Here is a 25,188-nt window from a genome sequence, read left to right as displayed (position 1 = left end):
AGAAAAGGAGCAGTAAAACTTACCCTAACAAAAAAAATGGATGGAAAATATCCTTTGCAGGATTTGGAGCGACAGGTAGAAAAAGCGGCTAAAGGCTCACTTGCTCCTCGCAATGACTAAAATTGGGCAAAAGTGGGGGTTATGCAAAGGTACGGGTAAAAATTAAAATTGACATACTTTGCGGAATGTATTTTAATCCAGATTAAAATACAACTTTAATTTGGGTGATAATATGTATATCCAGAGAAAATTAAAAAAAACATTCCAGGCCTGTATCAGACAATTTCCAGCTGTTTTGATTACCGGGCCAAGGCAGTCCGGTAAAACAACATTTTTACAGCACGAAATGAAAAATGTTGCTTATGTTACCTTCGATGACCCCTTAAACCGTGATTTTGCCCTGCAGGATGCCAATGGATTTCTGGACCAGTTTAATGGAAAAACTGTGATTCTTGATGAAATACAATATGTTCCTGAAATTCTGCAATATATAAAGATAAGGATAGACAAGAACAGAAACCCCGGCACGTGGATCATGACCGGTTCCCAGCAGTTTCACCTGATGAAGAATGTCAGCGAAACGCTTGCCGGCAGAATTGCTATCCTTGAACTACCTCCATTCTGTTTGAACGAGGGCAATGGCCGGGCAAGGCGACTTGAAGATATCTTATGGACGGGGCTCTTTCCTGAACCGGTATGTTATCCTCAAAAGCGCGATTTATGGGTTAAGTCATATATTCAAACCTATCTGGAAAGGGACATACGTCAGTTTGAGAATATCCGTAATTTTCGTTCTTTTGAAATGTTTGTAAACTTGTGCGCTGCTTTTCATTCTCAGGAATTCCATCCCGCGGATCTTGCAAGGGATTGCGGTGTCAGTCAGCCAACCATTAAATCATGGACTAAAATACTTGAAGCAAGCTACCTTTCCATAATGCTCCCGCCATTTTTCAAGAATTTAGGCAAACGGCTGGTAAAAACATCCAGATTTTACTTTAACGACCCGTCTCTTGTATGCTACCTGACCCGGCAGCCATCAGCACAGGCAGCGCTCAGTGGAAGTATGGGAGGGGCGCTCTTTGAGGGTTTGATTATAAGCGAAGTCTGGAAGGCTTTTTTTAATTGCGGGAAAAGACCCTCAGCCTTTTTCTGGAGGTCCCAGGGCGGGCTTGAAGTTGATCTGATTATTCAGGCAAAGGGGAAACTATGGCCGATAGAAATAAAGCTGACTTCAACCCCTTCATTCAACCATGTAAAAGGACTTAACCGCTTTAAAGAGATTGCCGGCAACGATGCTTCACAACAGGGGGTAATTGTGTGCAGGATTGATAAAACAAGGAATTTGCCCGGAGAAAATATCGCGCTTCCATGGTCTGTTTTCCCAGGGTGGCTGAAAGAAATTATTGATTAAAGGAAAAAATGAGGTGAGGAGTTTTGGCGCGGGCGTGCTTCGAAATCAAAAAGAGCTTGAATTTGCTTCCATTCCATACAATAATTTTTCTAAAAACAGAAATATCAGATCATTTGAATGGGAAAAAGTTTAATTAATCGTCAATTTTGCGGCTTTATCATAAAGGTTTTCAGCTTGCGATTTTTCCCCAAGTTTTTCCAATAAGAAGGCGGCTCTTAGAAGCGGGATTTCATATTGAGGACAGACCATGGCTGCGGAGTTAAAGCACCCAAAAGCCTCCTTGATTTTTCCCCTTTTTGCAAGCTCTTCACCGAGCAAAATCCAGGCCTTTAATGAATCAGGATTACGTTCAAGGGCTTCACGCAAAGACATAACCGGATCTGATAAAACTGAATATCCATATAGAAAAGAAAGGTAGTTATTAGGATCAATGGCAGAGGCTTCCTCAAAAAACTGCTTGGCCAGTTCTCGATCTTTTCCTAGCTGCGAAGCCACCAGACCATCATGGAGCAGGTTTTCGAATCTTGTTGGTTTCAGTTCCAAATGTCTATTATTTCTGACAGCCCCTTCGAGCTTAGACCACTCTTCAAAAGATTCCGTGGATTGTCCAATCCGTGCATGATCTCTTTTTAATCCGGAGAGTTCTTTTCTATAAAAAGCGGTCCTGTCTTTGCCATGTTTAAGCTGTAAACGTTTCTGGAGAACATATTTCCTTGCAGCGGTTGCTATTTCATTTAAAAGAGCCGGGTTGTTTACCAAGCTATTTAAAATTTCTATCAATTCATCTGGGCTGGCATAGAGGAAACCGGTCTTTCCATGGTCAACTGAGCCAATGTATGGCTCCAGCCGCTGCATAACAGGAACGACACCTGAAACAGCATACTCCAGGAATTTTACGTCGGAACGGGAGCGATTATAGGGGGTGTTTTTCATAGGGCCGATACCGATATCAACCTCTGACAGGAAATCGTAGTAATTATCTATTGCGCCAGGCTTTATATGCTTTTTTTTCTCTTGAGGCAGGGAATCAAATAGGTTCCAGATGGGTTCTGAACACATAAGAGATAATGATACATTGGGCTGTGTCATGACCCAATTGATAAGACAACCCGCTATTTCAGCAATATCTTCAATGTGACCATGAGACCCGGCCCAGCCTAAAACAAGATTTGGAGTCTCTTTTTGGGGCCTTTCAGATGGTACATGCAGGATCTGATTGGGGAAAACCTCACAATTAATATTTAAGTGACCATAGCATTTTTTTAACTCCTGGCATGTAACCTGAATGGCATCACAATAATTTGCCAGTCGGTAAACCAGGGCCAGATTTTCTTTATTTTTGTAAAAAAAATAGACTGGATTCCATGACTCCAAGGCATCAAAATCATCTCCTATTTCATAGACAGTAAGCATTCCTTCTGATTTTCTCTTTGCGATTACCGGCAGAAGGTCAGGATCGCAGACACTGTTCAGAATCAGGATATCAGCCTTTGCCATTATCTCAAATTTTTTCCTGTGAGCATTTGTGAGATTGATAACATATACCTCTTTCTCTTGGGCCATAGCTATTCCAGGAGCGTGTGCCCTATAAAAATAATCCCCGCCTTCTAATTTTTGTGGCGGTTCAACTTGCGCAATCAGTAATCGTTTTTTCATGACATCACTTTTCTGAGTATCTCATTAACCCCTGCTTCTGGCTTTCTTGGCCATTTCCTCATTATCTGATACCACTTTGGTTCGGGTTTGTAAAGTTAAGACCATACGTCACATTTTAACGGCTTTGCTTTTTTTAAATTTAGTTTTTGGTTAATTACGGAGTATTTATGGGTAGAAAAGTATTTATGTTCATACAGCCGACTGGACTAATGGACACAGATATGGTTCAAGGATTTACTAAGCTTAATATAGACTTGCATACAGAGATTATAAAAATTAGAAAAACCGCCGAAGGTCATACTGCTCAACTTTTCTCAAGTAAAAATATTACCAGGATACTTGATACTTTCAAGCCGGAAATGATTTTTAGCTTTAATGGATTCGGGTTAGACAATGAAGGCAATCTATCCCATGAGTATGCCAAAAGAGGGATACCTTTTGTCACCTGGTTTGTGGATAAACCAAGGAAAGTCGATTTCAAAAATAGTTATGTGAAATCGAATTCTTATATGTTTGTATTTGACAGGTCATATATGGCTTTATTGAAGGAGCTCGATTTTGATAATATTTTTTATCTCCCTTTAGCGACAAACCCTGATCGATTTAGACCTTTGAATGACACTGCCAAAGAGAAAAATATTTGTTTTATCGGGGACTCCGATTATAAGACGATTAGATATTTAGCGGCAAATATTGATAATATGCTTGGAGATTCAAGCGATATTTTCTTTGAAGCTGTGGAAACTGCCATTAACAAACAAGGAGAGTCTGTCGGTGTCGCCACCCGTGGTGTTTTGAAAGATGTCATGAACTCGTTTAGTATTGATTTTGAGGCTTTCCCTGACATTATCAAAGATATGTTGGAAGGCTTTGTTGAGAGGGAAGCAAGTCTGAGATTGAGGTTTGAAGTAATAGGCAGGTTGGCCAGGTCATTTGAGCTTGTTGTGCATGGGGATGAAATCTGGACAAAAATAGTGGGTAGTGGTTGGAAGGGAAAAGTCAACTATTTTGACGATGCTGTCGTAAGAGTATACAACAGGCATGCTGTTCATATAAATATATCTAAATTTCAACTAACACAAGCTGTCAACCAGAGACCTTTTGACGTTTCAGCCTGTGAAAGTTTATTGCTGACGGATGAAAGAAACGATCTAAGGGATTTATTTGCCCATGATGAAATTGCATCATACAAAAACATAGAAGACCTTATTTATAAAGCTGGCTACTTCTTAAATAATGATGTTGAAAGAAAGGAGATGGCCAAAAGAGCTCGAAGCAGGGTTCTTGCTTGCCACACATATTCTCACAGGGCGGATGAGATCTTCCGAACAGTGTTGTCATGAAAATTGAATATCCCGGACTCTGTTTTGTAAAATCAATTCACCCTTTTGTTGTCAATGTTGACGGCGTTGGGATTACTGTTCCGGCATGTCTTAATAGCGCTTTTGCCGACCCCGGCAGCATTCTCATACTTCCGGTTTCTTCAGCCCAATTAATCCGGAATCAATCGGGAAGTGAAAAACTTAAGATTGCCGGACAGCTTAATCTCGCTGATGGATTCTATATGCCGGAATTGTTTGATGGAAGCCAGGACCTGCATGGAAAAAATGTTCTTATTATGACGTTCAATGGATGGGGAGACACGATCCTTGTACAGCCGGCTTTTAGATTATTATATGAGGAAATAACAAAGACCGGCGAACGGCCCAAAATAACACTTGCCGGTAGCTGGATTAAAAATTTTCCCTATCCAGATGTTCCTTATATTTATGAAATTCGAACAAATCATGTGACTCTGAAGGAATTGCGCCGGTTTGATATTATAATAAATCTTACCCACTTAAACCAGAAGCAGACAAAAAATACATCCATGAAGGACCTTTATTTGCAAGAATTCGGCATGGCAGAGTTGAAAGACAAGCTCTCGTTGCCTTCTATATCGCCCGATCCAAAGAGGGTTGATCGATTACGTCCTGTTTTAGATGAAATTCGTTCCCGGACCGGGAAAAGGCTGTTGTACATAAACTGGAAATCAAGGTTTTCTCATAAAAATGCCTCGCCAGAGCTGGCGTTTGAAATCTCTCAGAGATTAGCAGATCAGTATCACGCTGTTTTTTTTAAAGATCGCTTTGTAGCTGATGTCATGGAACAGGAAGTTAGGGCATACAAAGCCCAGGTTCAAAATCTTTCACATCTCATAACCGATTTTCACGATACCGTTGCCGCTATCTCACTAATTGATGCGATTATCTCTGTTGACACAGGGATTGTTCATGCAGCCGGTGCGTTAGGTATACCAGGAGTGGCCTTGTTCGGACCGTTTCCTCCAGAGACACACATCTCGGACTATCCAAGCATCATTGGTGTGAGATCAGACTATCAGGGAGCAAAATGCAAAGGACCATGTGAGGAGACCCACCGTGGGTGCATGGAAATTGGATTCGCACCGGACAGGATCAGCCCCTGCTTCCAGGCTATAGGCGCAGATGAAATTATTGAGGCTTTCGCGTCCACTAATAAATGACAGGAGCTTTATTTTAAAATGAGCAGTAAGAAGAACAAAATAAAATATAAAAAATCATCATATCATAACCAAAAATTAATAATAAAAAATGTTCCTATAAAAAAACATTCATTTGATATTGATACAGAAATAAAAAAGGCTTTTCAGTACCATCAATCTGGGCAATTTGAAAAGGCTCAAGAAATTTATAAAGAAATACTTGAAATTAATCCAAATCATTCCGACTCCTTACACCTGTCCGGCATTATAGCGCATCAGTCTGGCAAAAATGATATTGCAGCAAATTTGATCAACAGAGCCATTCAAACACGCCCTGAGGAACCAGTTTATTATCTCAGCCTTGTCAACGTGTTTAAAGCTCAGGGCAGGTTAGACGAAGCGATCTTGAGTTATCAAAAGGCCCTGCAGTTAAAGCCGGACGACGTAGAGGCACACAACAATCTCGGCAATGCACTCATAAAGCAGGGGCAACTGGAAGAGGCAGCAGCCAGTTATCGAAAGGCCCTCACCATCAAGCCGGACTTTGCTGAGGCACACAACAACCTCGGCAATGCATTCAAAGAGCAGGGGCAACTGGAAGAGGCGGTTGCCAGCTATCGAAAAGCCCTTATCATAAAGCCGGACTATGCTGAAGCGCACAATAACCTTGGTAATGCACTCATAAAGCAGGGGCGACTGGAAGAGGCGGCAGCTAGTTATCGAAAGGCCCTTATCATAAAGCCGGACTATGCTGAGGCACACAACAATCTTGGTATTGCACTCATAAAGCAGGGGCGACTGGAAGAGGCGGCAGCCAGTTATCGAAAAGCCATTATCATAAAGCCGGACTATGCTGAGGCACACAGCAATCTCGGTAATGCACTCAAAGAGCAGGAGCGACTGGAAGAGGCGGCAGCCAGTTATCGAAATGCCCTTACCATTAAACCGGACTTTGCTGAGGCACACAACAACCTTGGTAATGCACTAATAGAGCAGGGGCGACTGGAAGAGGCGGCAGCCAGTTATCGAAAGGCCCTCATCATCAAACCGGACTATGCTGAAGCGCACAATAACCTTGGTAATGCACTCATAGAGCGGGGGCAACTGGAAGAAGCGACTGCCAGTTATCGAAAGGCCCTTATCATCAAGCCGGATTATGCCGAGGCACACTCAAACCTATTGCGTAACCTGAATTATTTTCCAAATATCTCCGGGGAAGATATCTACAATGAATCTATAAAATGGGATCAGCAGCACGCAAAAACACTTCTGAGAAAAGAGCCGGTTTATGCCAACATAAAAGAGAAAGAGCGCAAATTAAGAATTGGGTATGTATCTCCTGATTTTCGGACGCACTCTGTTGCCTATTTTTTCGAGCCGCTTATCAAGGCACACAACAAAGAGAATGTGGAGGTTTATTGTTATTCAAACGTAATGAAGCCGGACAATGTAACCGAGCGTCTAAAAGTAGAAGCAGATAATTGGTTTTCCATTGTCGGGAAGAGCGATGAAGACGTTGCGGAACAGATCAGGAGAGATGGAATTGATATTCTTGTCGATCTTGCGGGGCATACAGCAAAAAACAGGCTTTTGGTTTTTGCATATAAGCCGGCACCGATTCAAGTAACCTGGTTAGGGTATGGGAGTACAACCGGGATGAGTGCGATTGATTACCGTTTTACAGATGAGGTTGCCGATCCCGTTGGAGAAGCAGATAATCTGCATAGTGAGGAATTAATACGTTTGGAAAGTGGTTTTCTCTGCTACAAAGGTGATGAATCTGCTCCTGAGATATCAAGATTGCCATGTTTGGAACGAGGATATATCACGTTTGGAAATTTCAACAACCTGACAAAAACCACACCTGAAGTAGTAAAATTCTGGTCCGATATTTTGCATGCACTACCGAACGCTCATTTTTTAATGAAGAGCAGACAACTGAAGGATGAAGAAGTGAAAGCAAAGTATCAGGGGATGTTTGAAAAAGAGGGAATTTCAGGTGATCGAATTGAGCTTTTTGGTTGGTTGCCAAATAAAAAAGATCATTTAGGTCTTTACAGCAAGATTGATATTGGGCTTGATCCTTTTCCATATAATGGCACCACAACAACCTGTGAGGCTTTGTGGATGGGTGTTCCAGTTGTTACGATGCTTGGGGATCGGCATTTCGGACGTGTTGGAGCCAGCATCCTGAAACATGTTGGCCTAGGAGAATTGATTGCGAATGATCCAAAATCATATGTGGAGATTGCACTTCAACTTTCAATGGATATTGAGAAATTAGCAGCTCTCAGAAATGGTTTAAGGGATCAAATGATAAATTCGCCACTTTGTGATGCAAGTGCTTTTGCAAGGAACGTGGAAGAAGCTTATATTAGAATGTGGGAAAGATATGTTGCTGTATGTGAAGATAGGGGATCGATTGTATAGGAGCTTTATTTTAAAATGAGCCATAAAAAGAATAAGAGAGAAAAAATTAAAATAGCATCCGGAAAGATGGGCAATTTGCCCTTTGATATTGATACCGAAATAAAAAAGGCTTTTCAGTACCATCAATCTGGGCAATTTGAAAAGGCTCAAGAAATTTATAAAGAAATACTTGAAATTAATCCAAATCATTCAGACTCCTTGCACCTGTCAGGCATTATAGCACATCAGTCCGGCAAAAATGATATTGCAGCAAACCTGATCAACAGAGCCATTCAAACACGCCCTGAAGAACCAGTTTATTATCTCAGTCTTGGCAGCGTATATAAATCTCAAGGCAGCTTAGACGAAGCGATCTTAAGTTATCAAAAGGCTCTGGAGTTAAATCCGGACTATGCAGAAGCATACAATAACATGGGTAATGCGGTTAAAGCTCAGGGCAGGTTAGACGAAGCGATCTTGCATTATAAAAAAGCCCTGGAGTTAAAGCCGAACTATGCGGAGGCATACAGCAATCTTGGTATTGCGTTTTATCCTCAGGGCAAATTAGACGAAGCGATTTGGAATTATCAAAAGGCTTTGCAGTTAAATCCGGACTTAGTTGAGGTCTGGGATAGTCTGGGTGTTGCGTTTTATGCTCAGGACAGGTTAGACGAAGCGGTTTCGTGTTTTCAAAAGGCTCTGGAGTTAAATCCGGACTACGCAAAGGCATACAACAACCTTGGTATTGCATTTTATCCTCAAGGCAAATTAGACGAAGCGATTTTGCATTACAAAAAAGCCCTGGAGTTAAATCCAGACTACGCAGAAGCATACAACAACCTTGGAGCCGTATTCAAAAGTCAATCCAGGATAAACGAAGCGATTTCGTGTTATCAAAAAGCATTGCAGATAAAACCGGATTTTGTGGCCGCGCATTCCAACCTTCTCTATGTCTCAAACTACCATGAATCTATAGATTCAGTGCAGTTGTTTCTGGATCATAAGCAATGGGCTAAACTTCATGCTTTGCCCCTGTCCAATACAATACAACCCCACCTCAACGATAGATCACCAGAACGCCGTCTTCGAGTTGGTTATGTTTCACCTGATTTTTGTATGCATCCTGTTGTCAACTTTATAGAACCCATACTTGCATCACATGATCGTTCTGTTTTTGAAATTTTTTGTTACTCTGATGTTGTCTGTCCCGATGCAGCTACAGATCATCTTAAGAGCCTGGCAGGTTGCTGGAGGGATATTGCTGGAATGTCCGACGAACAGGTTGCTGACCTGGTACATAAAGACGAAATAGATATTCTCGTTGATCTTGCAGGACACACTGCCTATAATCGAATGCTGCTATTTGCCCGCAAGCCTGCTCCGATCCAGGCAACGTACCTTGGGTATCCAAACACCACGGGTCTTTCAACCATGGACTATCGAATTACAGATTCATGGGCCGACCCCTCTGGACAAACAGATCACCTTTATACAGAGGAACTGGTGCGTTTGCCGCACTGTTTTTTGTGTTATAGACTGCCAGGCACCTGCCCTGAAACGACAAAGCTTCCTGCTCTCACGAATCGGCAAATCACGTTCGGGTCTTTTAACAATCTCGCCAAAGTAACACCGGAAGTTATTGCGCTGTGGTCTGCCATTTTAGAGGCAGTGCCCGATGCCCGGATGATTATGAAATCCAAGCCGCTTGCTGATAAAAATACGCGGCAGCACATAAGAGAAATGTTCGTTAAAAATGGTGTTACCGCTGCACGGGTAAATTTAATTGGATTTACATCAACTTTTGCCGAACATTTAGAGCTTTATAACAGCGTTGATATCGGGCTTGACACGTTCCCGTACAATGGGGCTACGACGACTTGCGAAGCATTGTTGATGGGCGTACCCGTGATTGTGCTGGCAGGACAGACTCATGGGTCCCGTGTGTGGGTGAGTTTATTGTCAAATATGGGACTGCCGGAACTCATTGCGAAAACGACTGAAGACTATGTGGAAAAAGCGGTGAAACTGGCCGGCGACTTGAAATGTCTCGAAAAGTTGCGAACAAATTTGCGTGATATGATGTCACATTCAGCCTTAACTGATGCCCACTGTTTTACCTGTGCCCTGGAAGATGCTTTCCGAAAGATGTGGGGGCACTGGTGCGGTCAATATCAATCTCGGAAAGTGTCTATAAGCTCCAAGCCGTCTGTTTCAGAACAGGCATCTGCTATCAATCAAAATGGTGAAGATTTTTTCATCAGAAAACTTCATATCGGAGGGAAGGCTTTCCACCCGGAATGGGAAGTAATCAATGCCGTGCCCGCTAAATCTGTGGATCATGTTGGCGATGCCAAAAATCTATCACGGTTTGGTGATGAGATTTTTTTAGAGATTTACGCCTCACATGTGCTGGAACATTTCGATTATGTAAGCGAACTTGATGCAGTCCTCAAGGAGTGGGCCCGTGTGCTTCAGCCCGGTGGCAAGCTTTATATCAGCGTTCCCGACATGGACAAGCTTGCCAATCTGTTTCTGATGAAGGACAAACTAAACTTGCAGGAACGCTTCCACGTAATGCGCATGATGTTTGGGGGCCAAACCAGCGCCTATGATTACCATAAGGTTGGATTTAACCGGGAGATTCTGGAAACATTTCTGATAAAGGCAGGGTTCATTAACCTGAGAGTGGTTGATGATTTCGGGATCTTCAAAGACACCAGCACAATGAAATTTCACGGAATCCCAATCAGTCTTAATATTATGGCCCAAAAAGCTGCGGTTCCACCCGGAGAAAACACGTAACTTTTATGGGCCAGACAATGTAACCCCAAATAGCAAAAAAGGATTCAGATGAAACATGAAATTGGGCGAAATACCTTGTTATAATAGACCAAAGAAACGGAGCAAAAAATGGCTAAGAAAAAAAGCAAAAAGAACAAAAAAAGAATTTCCCTGTGCATGATCGTAAAGAACGAGGAGAAATTTCTTCCGCAGTGTTTGAAGAGCGTCAAAGACTACGTGGACGAAATTGTTGTAGTGGATACCGGTTCAACCGACAGAACAATTGAGATAGCCGAAAGCTATGGAGCCAATGTCTATCATCACCCGTGGGAAAACAATTTCAGCAAGCACCGCAATCAATCTATTTCCTATGCTTCCGGGGACTGGATACTTATTATGGATGCAGATGAAAAATTGGATGCAAAAACAGCGCCGCTGATTCGTGCGGTTGTCAACGAGGCGCCGACCGCTGTTATTGCATTTAATGTGAGAAGCTATCAGGAAAACGGTATATATTACACCGAGTCAGGTTCGCCAAGGCTTTTCAAGAACGGACTCAATTTTCACTATAGAGGATATGTCCATAACCAGCTATTTATTCAGGATAAAATCACACCGTCTCCCATTATACTCTGGCATTACGGATATGACATCTCGCCGGATCAGATGAAAAACAAGCAACAAAAATCCCTGAAACTTCTAAAAAAACAGATTAAAGAGTTTCCCGATGATTTGCCTACCCGGCATCATCTTGCCATGACGCTGATGGCCATGAAGGAATTCGAGGAGGCCTATCGGGAAGCCAAACTTACGCTGGAAAAAATGGATGCGCAGGGGGTTTTCGACAATAGCTTTTCATGGACATACTTTGTCGCAGCCGAATCTCTGATTAACTTAGAAAGATTTGATGAAGCAGAGTCCGTGTGCCTGAAAGGCCTTATTACTTTCGATTGGAGTTTAGATCTCCATCACTGTCTTGCGCGGATCAAATTTGTGAAAAAGGAGTACAATAAGGTTCTTGAACACGGCCATGAGTTTCTCAGGTTAAGGGATGAACTCCAAAATGATATTTCCCGGTTTACCACCTTTAACTTTGAGACTGTTCAAAGAGATTGGGTGATCCTGCGGGCCATGGGTTATGCCCATCTCTATCAGGACCAACATGATGAAGGCATCGATTTTTTAGAAAAAGCGTTAAGACGTACACCCGGTTGTGACCGTGACACCCTGACGGAAGAGATCGGATTGAATCTTACAAAGCTGAAAAAATGGGATAAGGCGATCTGGTTCTTGAAAAAATTGCCCGCAGATAACGAAAAGTATGAACGAGGGCTCCAGGAACTGGGCGCAAACTATGAGCGTCTGGGCCGACTTGATGAGGCGGTAACGCTATATGACCGAATTGAAACCACATTTGAAGAGAATGCGGAAATCCCGTTTAAACGGGGCTTGCTCCTCTTGAAACTGAACAGGCATGATGAGGCTGCTGCGGCCTTTGAAAAAGCGGTAAAGAGAAAACCGGACCATGTTGATGCCTGGATTAACTGGGGCTTGGCTCTGGAAGAGCAGGGGGCAAAGGATGTGGCCGAGGGAAAATACCGCGCTGCTCTTGCTATTGATCCTGATTCTGCCAAGGGCAATCTGAATTTAGGCCTTTTTTATTTCAAACAGAGCGATTATGCGAGGGCAAGGGAGTATCTAAAAAAGTGCACGGATGATTTAACGGAAAATGTTTATCTCCTGCTTGCTCTTTCAAGGGGCCACCTGGAAGCGGGCGATTTGGAATCCATGATAGTGGTTTGCGAAAAAATACTCAGACTTCTCAACCTCCCTGCAGACCTCCTCATAGAATCCGTTTCCCAGGTGGCGGAACTATTTGTCGGCATTGCAGGGAAACTCCTCGAAGAAAAAAGATTCGAATCTTTTGAAATTGCCTTAGACATGGTCAAACACCTGGGTCCGGAAAGTACAGGTGGTCTCAAAAGGCTTTCCCGACTGGCTTTTAACATGAATGAGCCGGTTCGTGGCGCAAGTATACTTGAAACTGTTCTATCCATAGATCCAAAAGACCCTGAGATCTTAAGTCTCATGCAGGGGCATATTAAAGAGCTTGAAGCCTGAAAAAAATCCTAAAGCAATTCCCTCTACCTTCCGATAAACATATCAAATGGATAAAAAGATTAGTCCATAAATACGGTGAAAGGAGGTGGGCATTAAGGATTTAAGGAGTAAGGATTAAGCCCCGGTTAAATAGCTTACAGATTTAACGGGGTAAAGAGTAAAAACTCTTTGGCAAGGATGCCGGAGGGGCTAAAGGCTGAAAGCTCAAAGCTGAAAGCAAGAGAAGCTGAAAGCTGACGGCTAAACAAAACCAAAAATCAAGGAGGATAAAACCATGGCATTAAGAATTGTAAATAATATTGCAGCGTTAAATACCCAGCGTTGGTTGAGTGTTTCAGATGCTGGGATGAAAAAATCTCTTGAAAGACTCTCATCCGGTTATCGGATCAACCGTGCGGCCGATGATGCCGCCGGTTTGGCTATTTCGCAGAGTTTTCGCGCGGACATAGCAAGCTTTAAAGTGGCTTCGAGGAATGCCTCTGAGGCAAGTTCTCTGCTTCAGGTTGGTGAAGGCGCCATGGACCAGATCGGTAATATGCTGACTCGATTGAAAGAGCTGGCCACCCAGGCTGCCTCGGCTAATGCCGGCACAGAGCTGGGCAAGATCGACGCGGAAAAGGCAGAGCTGATTTTGGAAATCGACCGGATCTCAGGCGTAACCGAGTATGCCGGGACAAAGCTTATCGACGGGACGTTTGGAACGCTTACACCTACTTGGGGGTCATCTTTAGTTGATACTACCTACGATATTGATACTACAAATGGCCTGAATTACAAGTATACTGATACTAACACCAATAATGCAACTGTCTCTTTCACCTTCAACAGTCCAGTTGCACTTGCGGCGGATACATATACGTTAGCTACCAGCGGGGGAACAGCTGTTAAGATGACCGGTGCTCTCGGAGAAGTCTTCGAGGGAACCCTTGCAGCCGGTGGCTTAACTTTGTCGTTTGCAACTATAGGACTCACTCTGACTGGGGCCAGTGCTATGACCACCACGGCATTTGGTACTGATACGATTATAGTCACTGATGCGGGATACTCAAGTATGACTCTGTCTTCATCTACCGCAACCGGGACCTGGACAGCAACCAGTGCTACTGCTAACAGTATAACTCTCACCAACACCCGCACAAGTGATGTGCAGACAGTGCTCACTGTTGATGGAAGCGCACAAACCTTGGATTTTGACACGTTGGGCATCAAGCTCACTCTTGACTCAGCGTACGCGGATAATGAATTTGACAGCTTTGCATTTGATGTCGCAAGCTCTGGTTCTTCCACCTTCCAGGTGGGATCGAGCAACACTGCTAATGACAGGGTAAACATCAGCCTTGGGGATGCTACTGCGTCCGGCCTTGGCATAAGCGCTTTAGATTTAGCTACCGCTGCAGGAGCGCAATCTGCCCTTACCACCATTGACTCTGCTATATCGGCTTTGGCAACTGTCAGAGGTAATATAGGCGCTGCCCAGAACAGGCTGGGTTATGCTGCTGCGAACCTCGCTACAACTATTGAGAATGTGCAGGCCGCGGAATCTATCATCCGTGATGTGGATATGGCGTCTGAGATGACGGACTTTACCAAGAATCAGATCCTGCTTCAGGCTGGTACTGCCATGCTTGCCCAGGCAAATATGGCGCCGCAGCAGGTCTTGGCGTTGTTTGGGTAAGAGCTTAGAGCATGGAGCTTAGAGTTCAAAGTAAACCTTAAACCAAAACCCCGCTTCTTAACAGGAGCGGGGTTTTTATTATTTTAGACCCAGAAAGTGCATAGAGCGTGGAGCGAAGAGCTTAGAGCGAAGAGTATGGAGCCGGAAGGTGAGAAGGTGAAAGCTTAAAGCATAGAGCTCAGCGCATGGCGTAATATACAAAGCTCTCCACATCATATCTTATTTGATGCCTGAACGAAAACCCCGAAATATGGTTTTTCAATTTTGTTTAGAGATTGCTAAATCTCTGAGATTGCATCTTTTTTTTAACTTAAAACCTAAAACTTAAAACTTAAAACCGTGCCTGAACGGGGTTTTCGTTCAGACACTATTTAACGGTCGAACCATAATTTTATCCGTTACAGGATATTCTTCTTTTCCGGGATATACGACCCATAAATAATCCAGGGAAAGATCTTTAACCGCAATGTGCATTGATTTTGTGATCTTAGGCGCTTCATTAAATTTAAATTCAACGCCATAGCGCTTTCCTTTCTGGAAAAACAAAAGGTCAAGCTCCGCCCCGCTATGGGTGGCCCAAAAATATGCTTCAGTCGGGTGCATAATTTGCAACACCTGTTCCAGGGCAAATCCTTCCCAGGATGCTCCCAGTCGAGGATTACCTGTCAGGCTATGATAGTCCGGTATATTTAACAAGCTGTGCAGCAGTCCTGAGTCTCTGAAATATATTTTAGGGGATTTCACCTGGCGTTTGTGCAGATTTTCGTGCCATGGCTGAAGCTGACGGACCATGAAGGTGGCTGTGAGAATATCAAGGTATGATCGGACCGTTTTATCGCTTACCCCCATTGATCTGGCAACATCTGAAGCATTCCATGTTTGACCATGAAAATGGGCCAACATTGTCCAGAATCGCCGCATTGCTGTTGAAGCAATTGTAATGCCCAGCATTGGAATATCACGCTCAAGAAATGTTCGTATAAATCCATCTCTCCATGCCCAGCTGTCAGACTCCGAGGCAGCCAGAAAAGAGCGGGGAAACCCACCTCGAAGCCATAATCGCTCAATATTATTTATTTCCTGAATATTGAACCCTGCAAGCTCAATAAATTCAACCCTGCCGGCCAATGTTTCGGAAACATTCCTGATAATGTGAGGAGAGGCGCTGCCGAGAACTAAAAAATGCTGCCGGTTTTCAGGTCTGTCCACCAAGACCCGCAATATATTGAACAGTTCCGGCTTGATTTGAATTTCATCAAGAATAATCAGTCCCTGAAGAGAATTGAGCATCAACTCCGGATTTTGTAATCTTTGTTGATCTGCCGGCGATTCCAGATCAAAGTAGTGGGACTTATGCTGCTTGCCGAATATGCGCGCGAGTGTCGTTTTTCCACATTGTCTGGGGCCAAGGAGCGCCGTAACAGGAGATCTTTTTGCGGCGGTTGCAAGACATGCTGAATAATGGTCTCGTTTAATCATATAATCATATTATCATTGAAAATTCGGAATGTCAATCCGAGTTTTCAAGCAAACGAAAATCCCGCTTCTTAACAGGAGTGGGGTTTTTTAATCTGGCAGAGATCTTGCTACTGTTAATCATGATGGATTTGTAAAAAGTAGGAATTGATCAGGTATCAGGTGTCAGGTGCCAGGTGTTAAGAGCTTGATAAGATATATAATTCCGTTAATCTAATACCTGATTTTCGACTTCGGATCTCAGGATTTTGGTTTTTGCTGAATCAATCAAACAGGGCAAATAATCTTAAAGTATAAGGAAAATTTTGCCGATAGATATACTAATAACAGTTCACGATTTACAGTTATCGGTTCACGGTTGAAAAAAACTGTGAACTGTGAACCGGCAACCATGAACCCTAAATATTAGGTGGATAGGCTGAATAACTATCTTAACCAAGGAGAAATAGAATGGCTCTCAGCACAAACCTTATAAGTGGCCTTTCAAGCGGTTTTGACTGGCGGTCTATGATCGACCAGCTCATGTCGATTGAACACCGCCGTGTGGATATAGTTGAAGATAGAAAGAGTGACTATCAGGCAAAGCTATCTGCCTTTCGATCCATGAATACCATGCTTTTGTCCCTGAAGACGCAGTCAGTGACACTGGCAAAGAGTGATTCCTTCAATGTATATACCTCGTCTTTAACTACCGATTCCGCCAATTACAGTGCATCGGATTTTATGTCTATTACCACAAGTGTCGATGCTGCTCCAGGGTCTCACACCATTGAAATGACAACAAGTTCGAGCATTGCCGAGGCCCGAAAGATTTCGTCTAAGAGTTTTGCAAGCTACGACGAGGCATTGGTTCTGACCGGAGAATTCATTATCAACGGCAGGGCGGTCAGAGTGGATGACACCGATGACCTGATGGACATCCGCGACAAGATCAATAACGTGAACTCCGGTTCAAATGCCACAGGGGTGACGGCCTCAATATTGACGGTTTCCGACACCGATTATCGTTTGATATTGACAAGCGATAATACAGGTGAAGAAGCTTTCAATATTTTTGACGCGAGCGCCGACACGGTTAATATCCTGCAAAACACTTCCACCGGGTTGGGATTTCTTGACAGCACAACACCCACGATAAAAAATCCCACCAGTGACGGGGCCGAGTCCGGGAGGTTTTCGAGCAGTGAGGTGGCGGTTGGTTCACTTCTTGGTCTAACCAGCGCCCAGACAGGTACCGATATAACAGTAGGCACTACAAGTACGCTTGACATTAATCTGGCCACGCAATCCCTATCAACAATTGCAAGCAATATAAATGACTTGGCCGGCATATCAGCCTCCGTGGAAAGTATTACCGAAGACGGAACAACCAGATACTACATCGATATAAGCGGGACGACCACTTTCAGCGACAAGAATAATGTGCTTCAGACCTTAGGGATTCTGGCCGGGGGGCAGAGTGATGTAGCCGAGGTGCATTCCCAGGAATCAGTCGTGAATACTAATGGGGATGCTGCGACACAAATTACCACAGGAACCGTCTTAACCAACCTTTGGTCTAACGGAACAAATTCCAATGTGGTGGCGGGAGATAAAATTACTATCCAGGGAACAAGAGGCGATGGTTCAGTAGTTGATTTCGATTACACAATCGCAACGGATGAGACGATACAGACACTTCTTGACCAAATTAACAACACGACCGATGGTTTTGGCAAAACCGGCTCAAGGACGGCCACGGCCAGCCTCGTAGATGGAAAGATTCAGATTGAAGACGACACCGACGGAGATAGTCAGTTAAGCCTCAGTTTAATCGCCAATAACAATGTCAGTGGCGGCACTCTTGACTTTGGAACGATTGCCGCCTCTACCGAAGGCTACACCATGCAGTCAGCCGAGGGCAAGGACGCCAGCGTCAAGATAGACGGCACAACCATAACCAGTTCTACCAACATCATTACCGTTGTTATTGCGGGAGTTACCATAAACTTAAAGAAGATAGAAGCCGGCTCACAGGTTGATTTGAACATCTCACGGGATACGAACGGCATAAAATCATCTGTTCAGAGCTTTATAGGCAAGTATAATGAAATACTGGAATATATAAATGACCAGTTTGCGTGGGATGAGGATACGGAATCAGCAGGCTTGCTCAGCGGCGACGGGACCCTGTCATCCATCAAGTCAAGTCTCCAGAATATCCTGATCAGCACGATCAAAGACCTTCCAACAGACATGAATGCCCTTTCGCTGATCGGAATCAACTCCGATATGAACGGCGTGCTCTCGCTCAATGACAGTGATTTTACAGATGCCCTGGTCAGCGATTTTGCCGGCGTGAGAAGAATTTTTATAGCTGAAGGAACCACCACGGATGGTGATATTGCATATATATCACATACCAGAGATACCGTGGCTGGTGATTACGCCGTCGCGATTACCACGGCAGCGGAGCAGGCAACTATCACGGGCGTGACAGATTTAAGCGGTGGAATTGCAAGCGATGAGACCATAGTCATTACCCAGGGCAACAGTATAGCCACCATTGCCCTTGATGACACGGGCAACGGAAAGTCTATCGATGATATCGTAAATGCCATCAATTCCGAGCTGGATACGGTCTATACCGAGCTGTGGACAGGGACAACGGCAAATATCCTGATTGGGGTAGCCGACGACGCCATTACTTCCAGTACTGTATGGGAGGATATTGATACCGGCGCAGAGGCCAATAATGTCGTTAACGGTGACACCATATCTTTCTCAGGAAAGACAAGAAGCGGAACATCAATATCAGGCACATACACCATCGAGGAAAAAACCACGGATACTGTCCAGGGGCTGTTGTCGGCCATAGAGGCTGCCTATGGGAACGATGTTTCGGCAAACATCGATTCCAACGGCAAATTGATCCTTACCGATAACACGTCAGGAAGCAGCCAGCTTGAAATTTCTGTGACGTGCAATAATGAAGGCCTCGGCAGTCTCGATTTCGGCACAATGGAAGTGACCACCGAAGGCCGCTATGCCATGGCTGTTACCGCATCAAAGGATGCCGGCGACCAGCTTGTGCTGGAAAGCGACGATTACGGAAGCAGTGTTTCATTTACCGTTAAGCAGTATGCGACGGTGAGCGGCGCGGAAGAGATTACCGGTGATGTTGTAAACAAAAGCAGCGCGGTTAACATTACGGGCGCCACTGCATTTAACGCCATTGACGGCTATGCGGCCAGCACTGCCGATACTATTAAAATCAACGGGGTGGAGCATGACGGGACAGTCATAGATGAGGTTACTTTTAATGTCTATGACGGGGCATATAAGAATATTGGTGCCCTTCTTACCGAAATAGGGACCGCCCTTGGCGGCACAGCAAGCGTGGTTGACGGCAAAATAAAGCTTACGGACGATACCACGGGCGCTAGCCTCATGACCCTGACGCTGACAGAACCTGCCGGACTCAATTTCGGAACTATTTCAGCCTCAACCGGCATAATCAACGGGAGCGATTCCGGCGTTGACGTGGCCGGAACAATCAATGGCGAGGCAGCCACCGGTTCGGGACAGGCCCTTACAGGGTCCGAGCCTGCAGAAGATGAAACAACCAGCGTGGAGGGGCTGTCCATCAAGATCACTCTTACCCCTGCCCAACTGGCTTCTCAAGGAGAAGATCAAGGCAACGTCAAAATTACCATGGGCGCTGCTGAAAAGTTTGACAGGGAATTATACGGCATTACTGATGCGTACGACGGCTATGTGGCCTTCAAGCTGACTTCACTTCAAAACAGCATTGACAGTTTCGAGACCCAGATTGATAACATGGAGGCACGTCTTGACCGGAAGATGGAGACAATGATAACTCGGTTCGTGGCCATGGAACTGGCTCTGGCCAAGATTCAGAACCAGGGTCAATGGCTTTCGGCTCAGACCAGCAGTGCAATGGCCGGATGGGTATAGTAGGGCAGAAGGGCAGAAGGTTAGAGGATTAGAAGATTAGAAGATTAGAAGTCAAGGGGTCAGGGGTCAGAGAACTAAACCTTGAACGCTGAACCTTGAACCCCGTAAAAGGAGGATATGCTTTCATGTATGGGAATGGACAGGAAAAATCTGCGGATTCGAAGAGTAACCGGAGCGTATTATAATGAATAGAGGCAATAATATGCAGGCATCTGATATTTTAGGTCTTTTAGGGGGAAAGCTGGACGCGTTCAAGGGCTTTTTGTCGGCCACTGCTTTACTGAAAGAGGCCGATCTTCAGGATATGGAAAAGATCGAAACCCTTATAGCGAAACGCGAAAACTGCATAAAAGCTATCAAAGGGATTGACAGCCGGATAAACAGGATCAGAGATTCCATATCTGCTTTGCCGGGTGAAGCAGTGGAAAAAATAAGAACGCTCACAAAAGCCATCGATGATACCGCAGCAGAGGCGGCGCATCTGAATAAAGAATTTGAGACCATGTTTGTGTTTCACCACGATGAGTTTAAAAACAGGCTGTCAAAGGCCCGTCACAGCCGAAAAGGCGTAAAAAACTATGCGATAAGGGCCTATGGGGGAAACCAGCCCAGGTTTCTGGATATTAAGTCATAAATTAAAGATAACTACCATTTTTCAAAGATCTCGCTTTAAAAAGGCTTTGAAAGATTTGAAAAAGGAAAATGATAATCCTCCAAGAACTCCGAAAATGATAAAATACTTGTGATAGAAGCCGGTATCTCCTGCCGTGAAAATATTAAATTCCGGGAAAAAAGTATTAAGATAATAAACTATGGCGGGGAAAATAATTGTGCCTGCAAACAGGATGACAGAAAGAATGATGGCCGAATTTTTTAAAAAAATGATTAGAAATGTTTTAATGTCCAGTATTGTTTTTAATCTTTTTAATTCCGGCTCTATCTCATCCAATTCTTTTGAAATTTCCTTATATCGTATAGACATTTCCAGAAATCCGTTAAAATCATTAAATTTTATCGCTTCCAAAATTTGATTAAATTCCGATTGAACGATTCTTAATTGTTTATAGGCAGAATTGGAAAGAAGCCTGGAATGGTAATCTCTTACAAGGCTGAAAATGTTTCCTATGCGCCCGTGTGTTTTTTTAGCAGCATCTATGAACTCTTTCTTCCGACGGATTATGATTCTGCGGCAGGCGCTGATCATGGAATCGCCAAGATAGGCCATGTCGAGGTATCCGAAGTAACTATCAGTGTGCGCCAATTCTTTTATCCTTAACAATACGGCATCTGCTTTTTCAATCTCATCATCGCCTTGTTCCAAAAATTTTCTGAGTGTGGAAAATTTTCTTTCAGCGCTGTAAGCCATTTTCTGTGCTTTTTGACGGGTTTCCCTGAAAAGTTTCTTGAGTTCCGGATGAATTATCCTGTTAAACTTGGCCAGGTCCGGGTCAATTAGGGCGTTAACATAATATTCCCGATTTGTCCGAATAAGTTTAATGAGCTGTTCCAGTGCTTCATTCATTTTTTCCTGCCGGAATTTAAATATGATCTCCTGATATGCGGCTTCCGTGCAAAAGGGATCAATGATAAAGATTTCTCTTATTTTTTTTAGAGCCTTGTCAGTATCGCCTGTAAGATCATAAAAACGGGAGAGTAAAAGCAGGATAAAAATTTTCTGAAGCTTTGTCCTCGCGTAATGAAGCGCCTTGTCAAGGTGATATTCGCTCTGGAAGAGATCGGCTTTTTCTATACTCAGAAACCACTGTGCGCAGTACACCCTGTAATCGGCAGGATATTTTTCCAAACAGGTTTGCAAAATCGATTCCGCCTGAAGAAGGTTGGAAACGCGGATGCAATCTTGAGCTAACCATATAAAACCGCCTTTGCCGTCACCGCTATTCTTTGTTGCTGTGATCCTGTCCCACTCATTGTTTTTATTATCCCAGATACTTTTGAAGAAACGAAGCTGAAAGACCTGTTTGAGTTCATAGAATCCAAGGCAGGCCAACGTTTCCTGCTCGCGTGATTCTTCCGGAGATTTTACAGCTTTTTGCTTTGCCTCTTCTGAACTCATTAGATACGCAAGGAAAATGTCGTTGATTTTATCAAAAGAAAGATATCCCAGTTTATTTAAAACATTGGTCATATCGACAAGATGTTTGGAGGGACAGTTCTGTGCAGCATGTTCTTTGTTGCCACAGTAAAAGCAGGGTGAATTCTGTCCTATACTTAAGGCATCCTGATATAAGAAAAGCAAGGCATTTTCTTTTTGTTTATAATCACCGGGGGCTATTTCATAGAAGGATTGAGTTTGGTCCGGACCGGTTTGGTTCGGACCGGGCGATGTTGAAGGAATAACCAGGCTGCCTTGTTCTTTTTCTATTAATTTACAGGCAGAAGGTGATATGTAGATTGTTCCCGGATTGAATTTTTCCCAGTCTGCTTTAAACCCTTCACGAACCAGTTTGTCGATTTCCAGACAGGGACCCGCGTCGATAATTATCTGTACAGGCAGGATACCTGTTTCTTTATCAGTGTTTAAATTTTCCATAAGAAAATTTAACATATCACCGGCTACATCCATAAGCAGAGACGGATTTTTTGCAATGAGTATAACGGATTGATCATCCATTATTGCTTCTTCATCAATTTTGCCGTTCCAGAATAGGGCTTTAGCCTTGATGAGATTGTCCCAGATGTTATCAAAATTGCCGATTCCCAATTTCCGGACAGGTCTCATATAAATGACCGACATCATGGTTGGATCAAGGTCGATGCTTTTGTCCCATAGAACCTGATAAATTTCCGGTTTTATTGGAGCATTGTTTTTATCCGGAATTTCAACAGGTTCAAATTGAAGGGAAGATAATCTGTTAACCAGAGTAAAAACATCGTGAGATATGAATATTTGATCGCTTCCCGCAAGATCTGTCAGCTTGGAGGCTATATTCACCACATCCCCAAATATATCTTTATCTTCGATAATACCATCGCCAAAGTGAATTCCAATTCTAATATGGATTTCATACTCAGCATCTTTTTGCTTGTTAAATCGGTTAAACTCCTTTTGTATTCGTATAGCGACCTTTGTCGCTTCCTGAGGGTTGGTAAAAAAAGCAAGAATCGAGTCGCCAATATTTTTGACGACGGTTCCGCCGAAATCTGTGGTTGCTTTTGAAACAATGTCTTCGTGTTGCTGGAGCATTTTGCGTCCAGCCAGATTGCCGTAAGATTGGAAAAACATGGTTGATCCAATAATGTCTGTAAAAAGAACGGCTATTTTCCTGATGGATTTTTTTGCATTTACGTTTGAGGTCATAATTATTGTCTTTTTAGTTTCTCAACAGTCCAAAGCTTTGGTTGATTGTTTTATTCGGCGCTGTTCCTGTAAAACTTGAACCGCAAAAACTCATTTTGAAACATAACATATTTTTGAGAAACAGTATAACATAACAGAATCGTATTTAAAGTTATTTTTATCTAAAGTTTTAAGAAAAGATTTCCGATAATTATACTAGACAACCAGATAAGTTATGAATTACTTGCATGGGATATTTACAACCCGGCCGGTTGTGAGCAAAGCGAACTAAATTAACAAGGAGGACATGCTTTCATGTATGGGAATGGAATTAATGCCTACAGGCAGACAAGTGTGACAACGGCGACCCCCGGAAGACTGGTATTAATGTGTTACGAGGGGGCGATCAGCAGCCTGAAGACCGCAAGGAAAAATTATATTTCCGGAGAGTATGAAGCAAAAGCCAAGACTATCCAAAAGGCGCAGAATATTATAAGCGAATTGATTGTGGCGCTTGATTTCGAAAAGGGTGGAAAAATAGCCGGGAATCTCGAATCCCTATACAATTATATGCTGCGCCGCATAATCGAGGGGGATGTAAAAAAGGACGTGAAAGCCCTTGATGAGGTAATTCTGATGCTTAGTGAACTTGAATCAGCATGGAAGGAGATATTCCGCATTCCTGAAAATTTCAGTTTTAGCCATGACACCGGTCAGAAAAAATCCGCGGATTCAAGAGCTGCTGGAGCGTATTAAAAGGATTTAAAAGACAGGCTGTCAAAGAAGACTCGTTAGGGCCTGGATCGCGTAAATAACTATGCTGATCAATGCCTATAGAATCAAGGCCGACAGGGGAATCAGCCCTGAAAAGGATGATAGCAGAGAGGAGGTATTAAATGGATATCAATAGAATTGACTCGGAGTCCTTGAATATACAGGGGAATCCGGCCATTGTTTCCAAGATTCGGAGCGCAGAAGAAGAAGAAGACCGCGTAAAAACATCTGGATCCGGTACAAGCGAACATCTTGACAATCAACAGGTAAGAGAGTTAACGGAAAAACTCCAGGGATATGTGGACAGGATGAATATAAACATAGCCTTTTCCACATATGGAGAAAAAAATAGCAAAACCGCAGTTACCGTGTCTGAAAAAGAAACAGGAAGGTTGATCCGTGAAATCCCGCCTGAAGAACTGCAGCAATTGCAAGTAAAGATGGAAGAACTTGCCGGCATGCTTTTTAATGGAATGGTTTAAGGGCGTTTTGAGCTGCGTCTCAGGAGTTCTCTCTGCCTTTTAAACACATATCCTATGATAATTTCCCTGTCGCTTTCAGAGAGTTCTTCAAATTTAACAGCAATATCGTATTTATTTGCTGACTCTGATTCTGTAATTGAGACTACTTTTCCAAGTATATTTATCCACGTCTTGGAGACTAAAGGAATAAAAACTCTAAGCGCAATAATATCGTTGATCGAAAAACTCTGGTTTGCGATGAATCTCATTCCGGAACCACTAATATTCACATATTCACCGCTCACAGATTCATATTTCTCAGTATTTTTGCTTTCCAGTATGTTTAAAATACGGTCTATTTTCAGGTTTGCCTGATATATAAGCTTGTAGAGCAATTCTAAGCTAACATTCTCAATTTTAGGCACTTCAAAGGGTTTGCCAAAAGTATTTTCAAAAATAATTTCCGGGTCGTCTTTGCACGTCTCATAGTCTTTCTGCGGAATCTTCCGGTAATCAACCTTGAGCACGTCATCTACTCTTACGTGTTCTCGATTTCGAACGTCATCTACTTTTACGTTTTTTATATGGTTTGTCACGACCGGTTTAACTTCTGAAAAATTTTTTAAATCATCAATCATTATACCACCCCCACTTATTTTTTTTGAA

At 43.3% G+C, this 25,188-nt stretch carries 15 protein-coding genes; 11 read left to right on the top strand and 4 right to left on the bottom strand.

What is annotated here, in order from left to right; translation table 11 throughout:
* Positions 1 to 232 precede the first annotated feature (232 nt).
* Entirely contained in the window at positions 233 to 1,411 is a 1,179-nt protein-coding gene (locus VMW78_02505) for an ATP-binding protein (protein HUV49881.1), read from the top strand.
* A 129-nt stretch (positions 1,412 to 1,540) separates the two neighbouring features.
* Here VMW78_02505 and VMW78_02500 read toward each other — a convergent pair whose 3' ends face one another.
* On the bottom strand, positions 1,541 to 3,067 hold the full coding sequence (locus VMW78_02500) for a glycosyltransferase (GenBank protein ID HUV49880.1): 1,527 nt from the start codon (positions 3,065 to 3,067) through the stop codon (positions 1,541 to 1,543).
* A 167-nt stretch (positions 3,068 to 3,234) separates the two neighbouring features.
* On the opposite strand from VMW78_02500, the gene VMW78_02495 reads away from it, so the two are divergent.
* From VMW78_02495 to VMW78_02470, 6 genes are all read left to right on the top strand, one after another.
* The gene (locus VMW78_02495; GenBank protein ID HUV49879.1) at positions 3,235 to 4,410 is read left to right on the top strand and encodes a glycosyltransferase; all 1,176 of its coding nucleotides are present in this window, start codon (positions 3,235 to 3,237) and stop codon (positions 4,408 to 4,410) included.
* The gene (locus VMW78_02490; protein HUV49878.1) at positions 4,407 to 5,591 is read left to right on the top strand and encodes a glycosyltransferase family 9 protein; all 1,185 of its coding nucleotides are present in this window, start codon (positions 4,407 to 4,409) and stop codon (positions 5,589 to 5,591) included. Before VMW78_02495 ends, VMW78_02490 begins: the two co-directional genes overlap by 4 nt.
* Positions 5,592 to 5,609: 18 nt before the next feature.
* Positions 5,610 to 8,000: a tetratricopeptide repeat protein gene (locus tag VMW78_02485; GenBank protein HUV49877.1), complete on the top strand. Its 2,391-nt coding sequence runs from the start codon at positions 5,610 to 5,612 to the stop codon at positions 7,998 to 8,000.
* 15 nt (positions 8,001 to 8,015) lie between these two features.
* Complete coding sequence (locus VMW78_02480; protein ID HUV49876.1) at positions 8,016 to 10,781, top strand: tetratricopeptide repeat protein; 2,766 nt, start codon at positions 8,016 to 8,018, stop codon at positions 10,779 to 10,781.
* A 108-nt stretch (positions 10,782 to 10,889) separates the two neighbouring features.
* Positions 10,890 to 12,881, top strand: coding sequence for a tetratricopeptide repeat protein (locus VMW78_02475; protein ID HUV49875.1), 1,992 nt, complete (start codon positions 10,890 to 10,892; stop codon positions 12,879 to 12,881).
* A gap of 274 nt (positions 12,882 to 13,155) precedes the next feature.
* Entirely contained in the window at positions 13,156 to 14,556 is a 1,401-nt protein-coding gene (locus VMW78_02470) for a flagellin (GenBank protein HUV49874.1), read from the top strand.
* A gap of 360 nt (positions 14,557 to 14,916) precedes the next feature.
* On the opposite strand, the gene VMW78_02465 is transcribed toward VMW78_02470, so the two are convergent.
* Positions 14,917 to 16,035 (bottom strand): ATP-binding protein, encoded by a 1,119-nt coding sequence (locus VMW78_02465; GenBank protein ID HUV49873.1) that lies wholly within the window; start codon positions 16,033 to 16,035, stop codon positions 14,917 to 14,919.
* Between the two features lie 447 nt (positions 16,036 to 16,482).
* Here VMW78_02465 and fliD point away from each other — a divergent pair, with 447 nt between their 5' ends.
* The gene (fliD, locus tag VMW78_02460; GenBank protein ID HUV49872.1) at positions 16,483 to 19,989 is read left to right on the top strand and encodes a flagellar filament capping protein FliD; all 3,507 of its coding nucleotides are present in this window, start codon (positions 16,483 to 16,485) and stop codon (positions 19,987 to 19,989) included.
* Positions 19,990 to 20,173: 184 nt separating this feature from the next.
* Positions 20,174 to 20,623 (top strand): hypothetical protein, encoded by a 450-nt coding sequence (locus VMW78_02455; protein ID HUV49871.1) that lies wholly within the window; start codon positions 20,174 to 20,176, stop codon positions 20,621 to 20,623.
* Positions 20,624 to 20,644: 21 nt separating this feature from the next.
* Here the strand turns inward: VMW78_02455 and VMW78_02450 are convergent, their stop codons facing one another.
* Positions 20,645 to 23,308, bottom strand: a complete 2,664-nt coding sequence (locus VMW78_02450) for an adenylate/guanylate cyclase domain-containing protein (GenBank protein HUV49870.1) — start codon at positions 23,306 to 23,308, stop codon at positions 20,645 to 20,647.
* Between the two features lie 294 nt (positions 23,309 to 23,602).
* On the opposite strand from VMW78_02450, the gene fliS reads away from it, so the two are divergent.
* Positions 23,603 to 24,043 carry a flagellar export chaperone FliS gene (gene fliS, locus VMW78_02445; protein HUV49869.1) on the top strand — a complete coding sequence of 147 codons (441 nt, stop codon included), beginning with the start codon at positions 23,603 to 23,605 and terminating at the stop codon, positions 24,041 to 24,043.
* Between the two features lie 140 nt (positions 24,044 to 24,183).
* Positions 24,184 to 24,543, top strand: a complete 360-nt coding sequence (locus VMW78_02440; protein ID HUV49868.1) for a flagellar protein FlaG — start codon at positions 24,184 to 24,186, stop codon at positions 24,541 to 24,543.
* On the opposite strand, the gene VMW78_02435 is transcribed toward VMW78_02440, so the two are convergent.
* Positions 24,540 to 25,160, bottom strand: a complete 621-nt coding sequence (locus tag VMW78_02435; GenBank protein ID HUV49867.1) for a PilZ domain-containing protein — start codon at positions 25,158 to 25,160, stop codon at positions 24,540 to 24,542. The two genes, VMW78_02440 and VMW78_02435, sit on opposite strands and share 4 nt — an antisense overlap.
* Positions 25,161 to 25,188 lie beyond the last annotated feature (28 nt).

It is taken from the genome of Anaerolineae bacterium (assembly GCA_035529315.1).
In the GTDB taxonomy this organism is placed as follows: domain Bacteria; phylum Desulfobacterota; class Desulfobacteria; order Desulfobacterales; family ETH-SRB1; genus Desulfaltia.
Note: the sequence above shows the minus strand (reverse complement) of the source record. Positions and strands in the feature narration are given on the sequence as shown.

Coding starts and splice junctions, on each gene's coding strand:
- VMW78_02505 (HUV49881.1), top strand. CDS start 233: ATGTATATCCAGAGAAAATTAAAAAAAACATTCCAGGCCTGTATCAGA.
- VMW78_02500 (HUV49880.1), bottom strand. CDS start 3,067: ATGAAAAAACGATTACTGATTGCGCAAGTTGAACCGCCACAAAAATTA.
- VMW78_02495 (HUV49879.1), top strand. CDS start 3,235: ATGGGTAGAAAAGTATTTATGTTCATACAGCCGACTGGACTAATGGAC.
- VMW78_02490 (HUV49878.1), top strand. CDS start 4,407: ATGAAAATTGAATATCCCGGACTCTGTTTTGTAAAATCAATTCACCCT.
- VMW78_02485 (HUV49877.1), top strand. CDS start 5,610: ATGAGCAGTAAGAAGAACAAAATAAAATATAAAAAATCATCATATCAT.
- VMW78_02480 (HUV49876.1), top strand. CDS start 8,016: ATGAGCCATAAAAAGAATAAGAGAGAAAAAATTAAAATAGCATCCGGA.
- VMW78_02475 (HUV49875.1), top strand. CDS start 10,890: ATGGCTAAGAAAAAAAGCAAAAAGAACAAAAAAAGAATTTCCCTGTGC.
- VMW78_02470 (HUV49874.1), top strand. CDS start 13,156: ATGGCATTAAGAATTGTAAATAATATTGCAGCGTTAAATACCCAGCGT.
- VMW78_02465 (HUV49873.1), bottom strand. CDS start 16,035: ATGATTAAACGAGACCATTATTCAGCATGTCTTGCAACCGCCGCAAAA.
- fliD (HUV49872.1), top strand. CDS start 16,483: ATGGCTCTCAGCACAAACCTTATAAGTGGCCTTTCAAGCGGTTTTGAC.
- VMW78_02455 (HUV49871.1), top strand. CDS start 20,174: ATGAATAGAGGCAATAATATGCAGGCATCTGATATTTTAGGTCTTTTA.
- VMW78_02450 (HUV49870.1), bottom strand. CDS start 23,308: ATGACCTCAAACGTAAATGCAAAAAAATCCATCAGGAAAATAGCCGTT.
- fliS (HUV49869.1), top strand. CDS start 23,603: ATGTATGGGAATGGAATTAATGCCTACAGGCAGACAAGTGTGACAACG.
- VMW78_02440 (HUV49868.1), top strand. CDS start 24,184: ATGGATATCAATAGAATTGACTCGGAGTCCTTGAATATACAGGGGAAT.
- VMW78_02435 (HUV49867.1), bottom strand. CDS start 25,160: ATGATTGATGATTTAAAAAATTTTTCAGAAGTTAAACCGGTCGTGACA.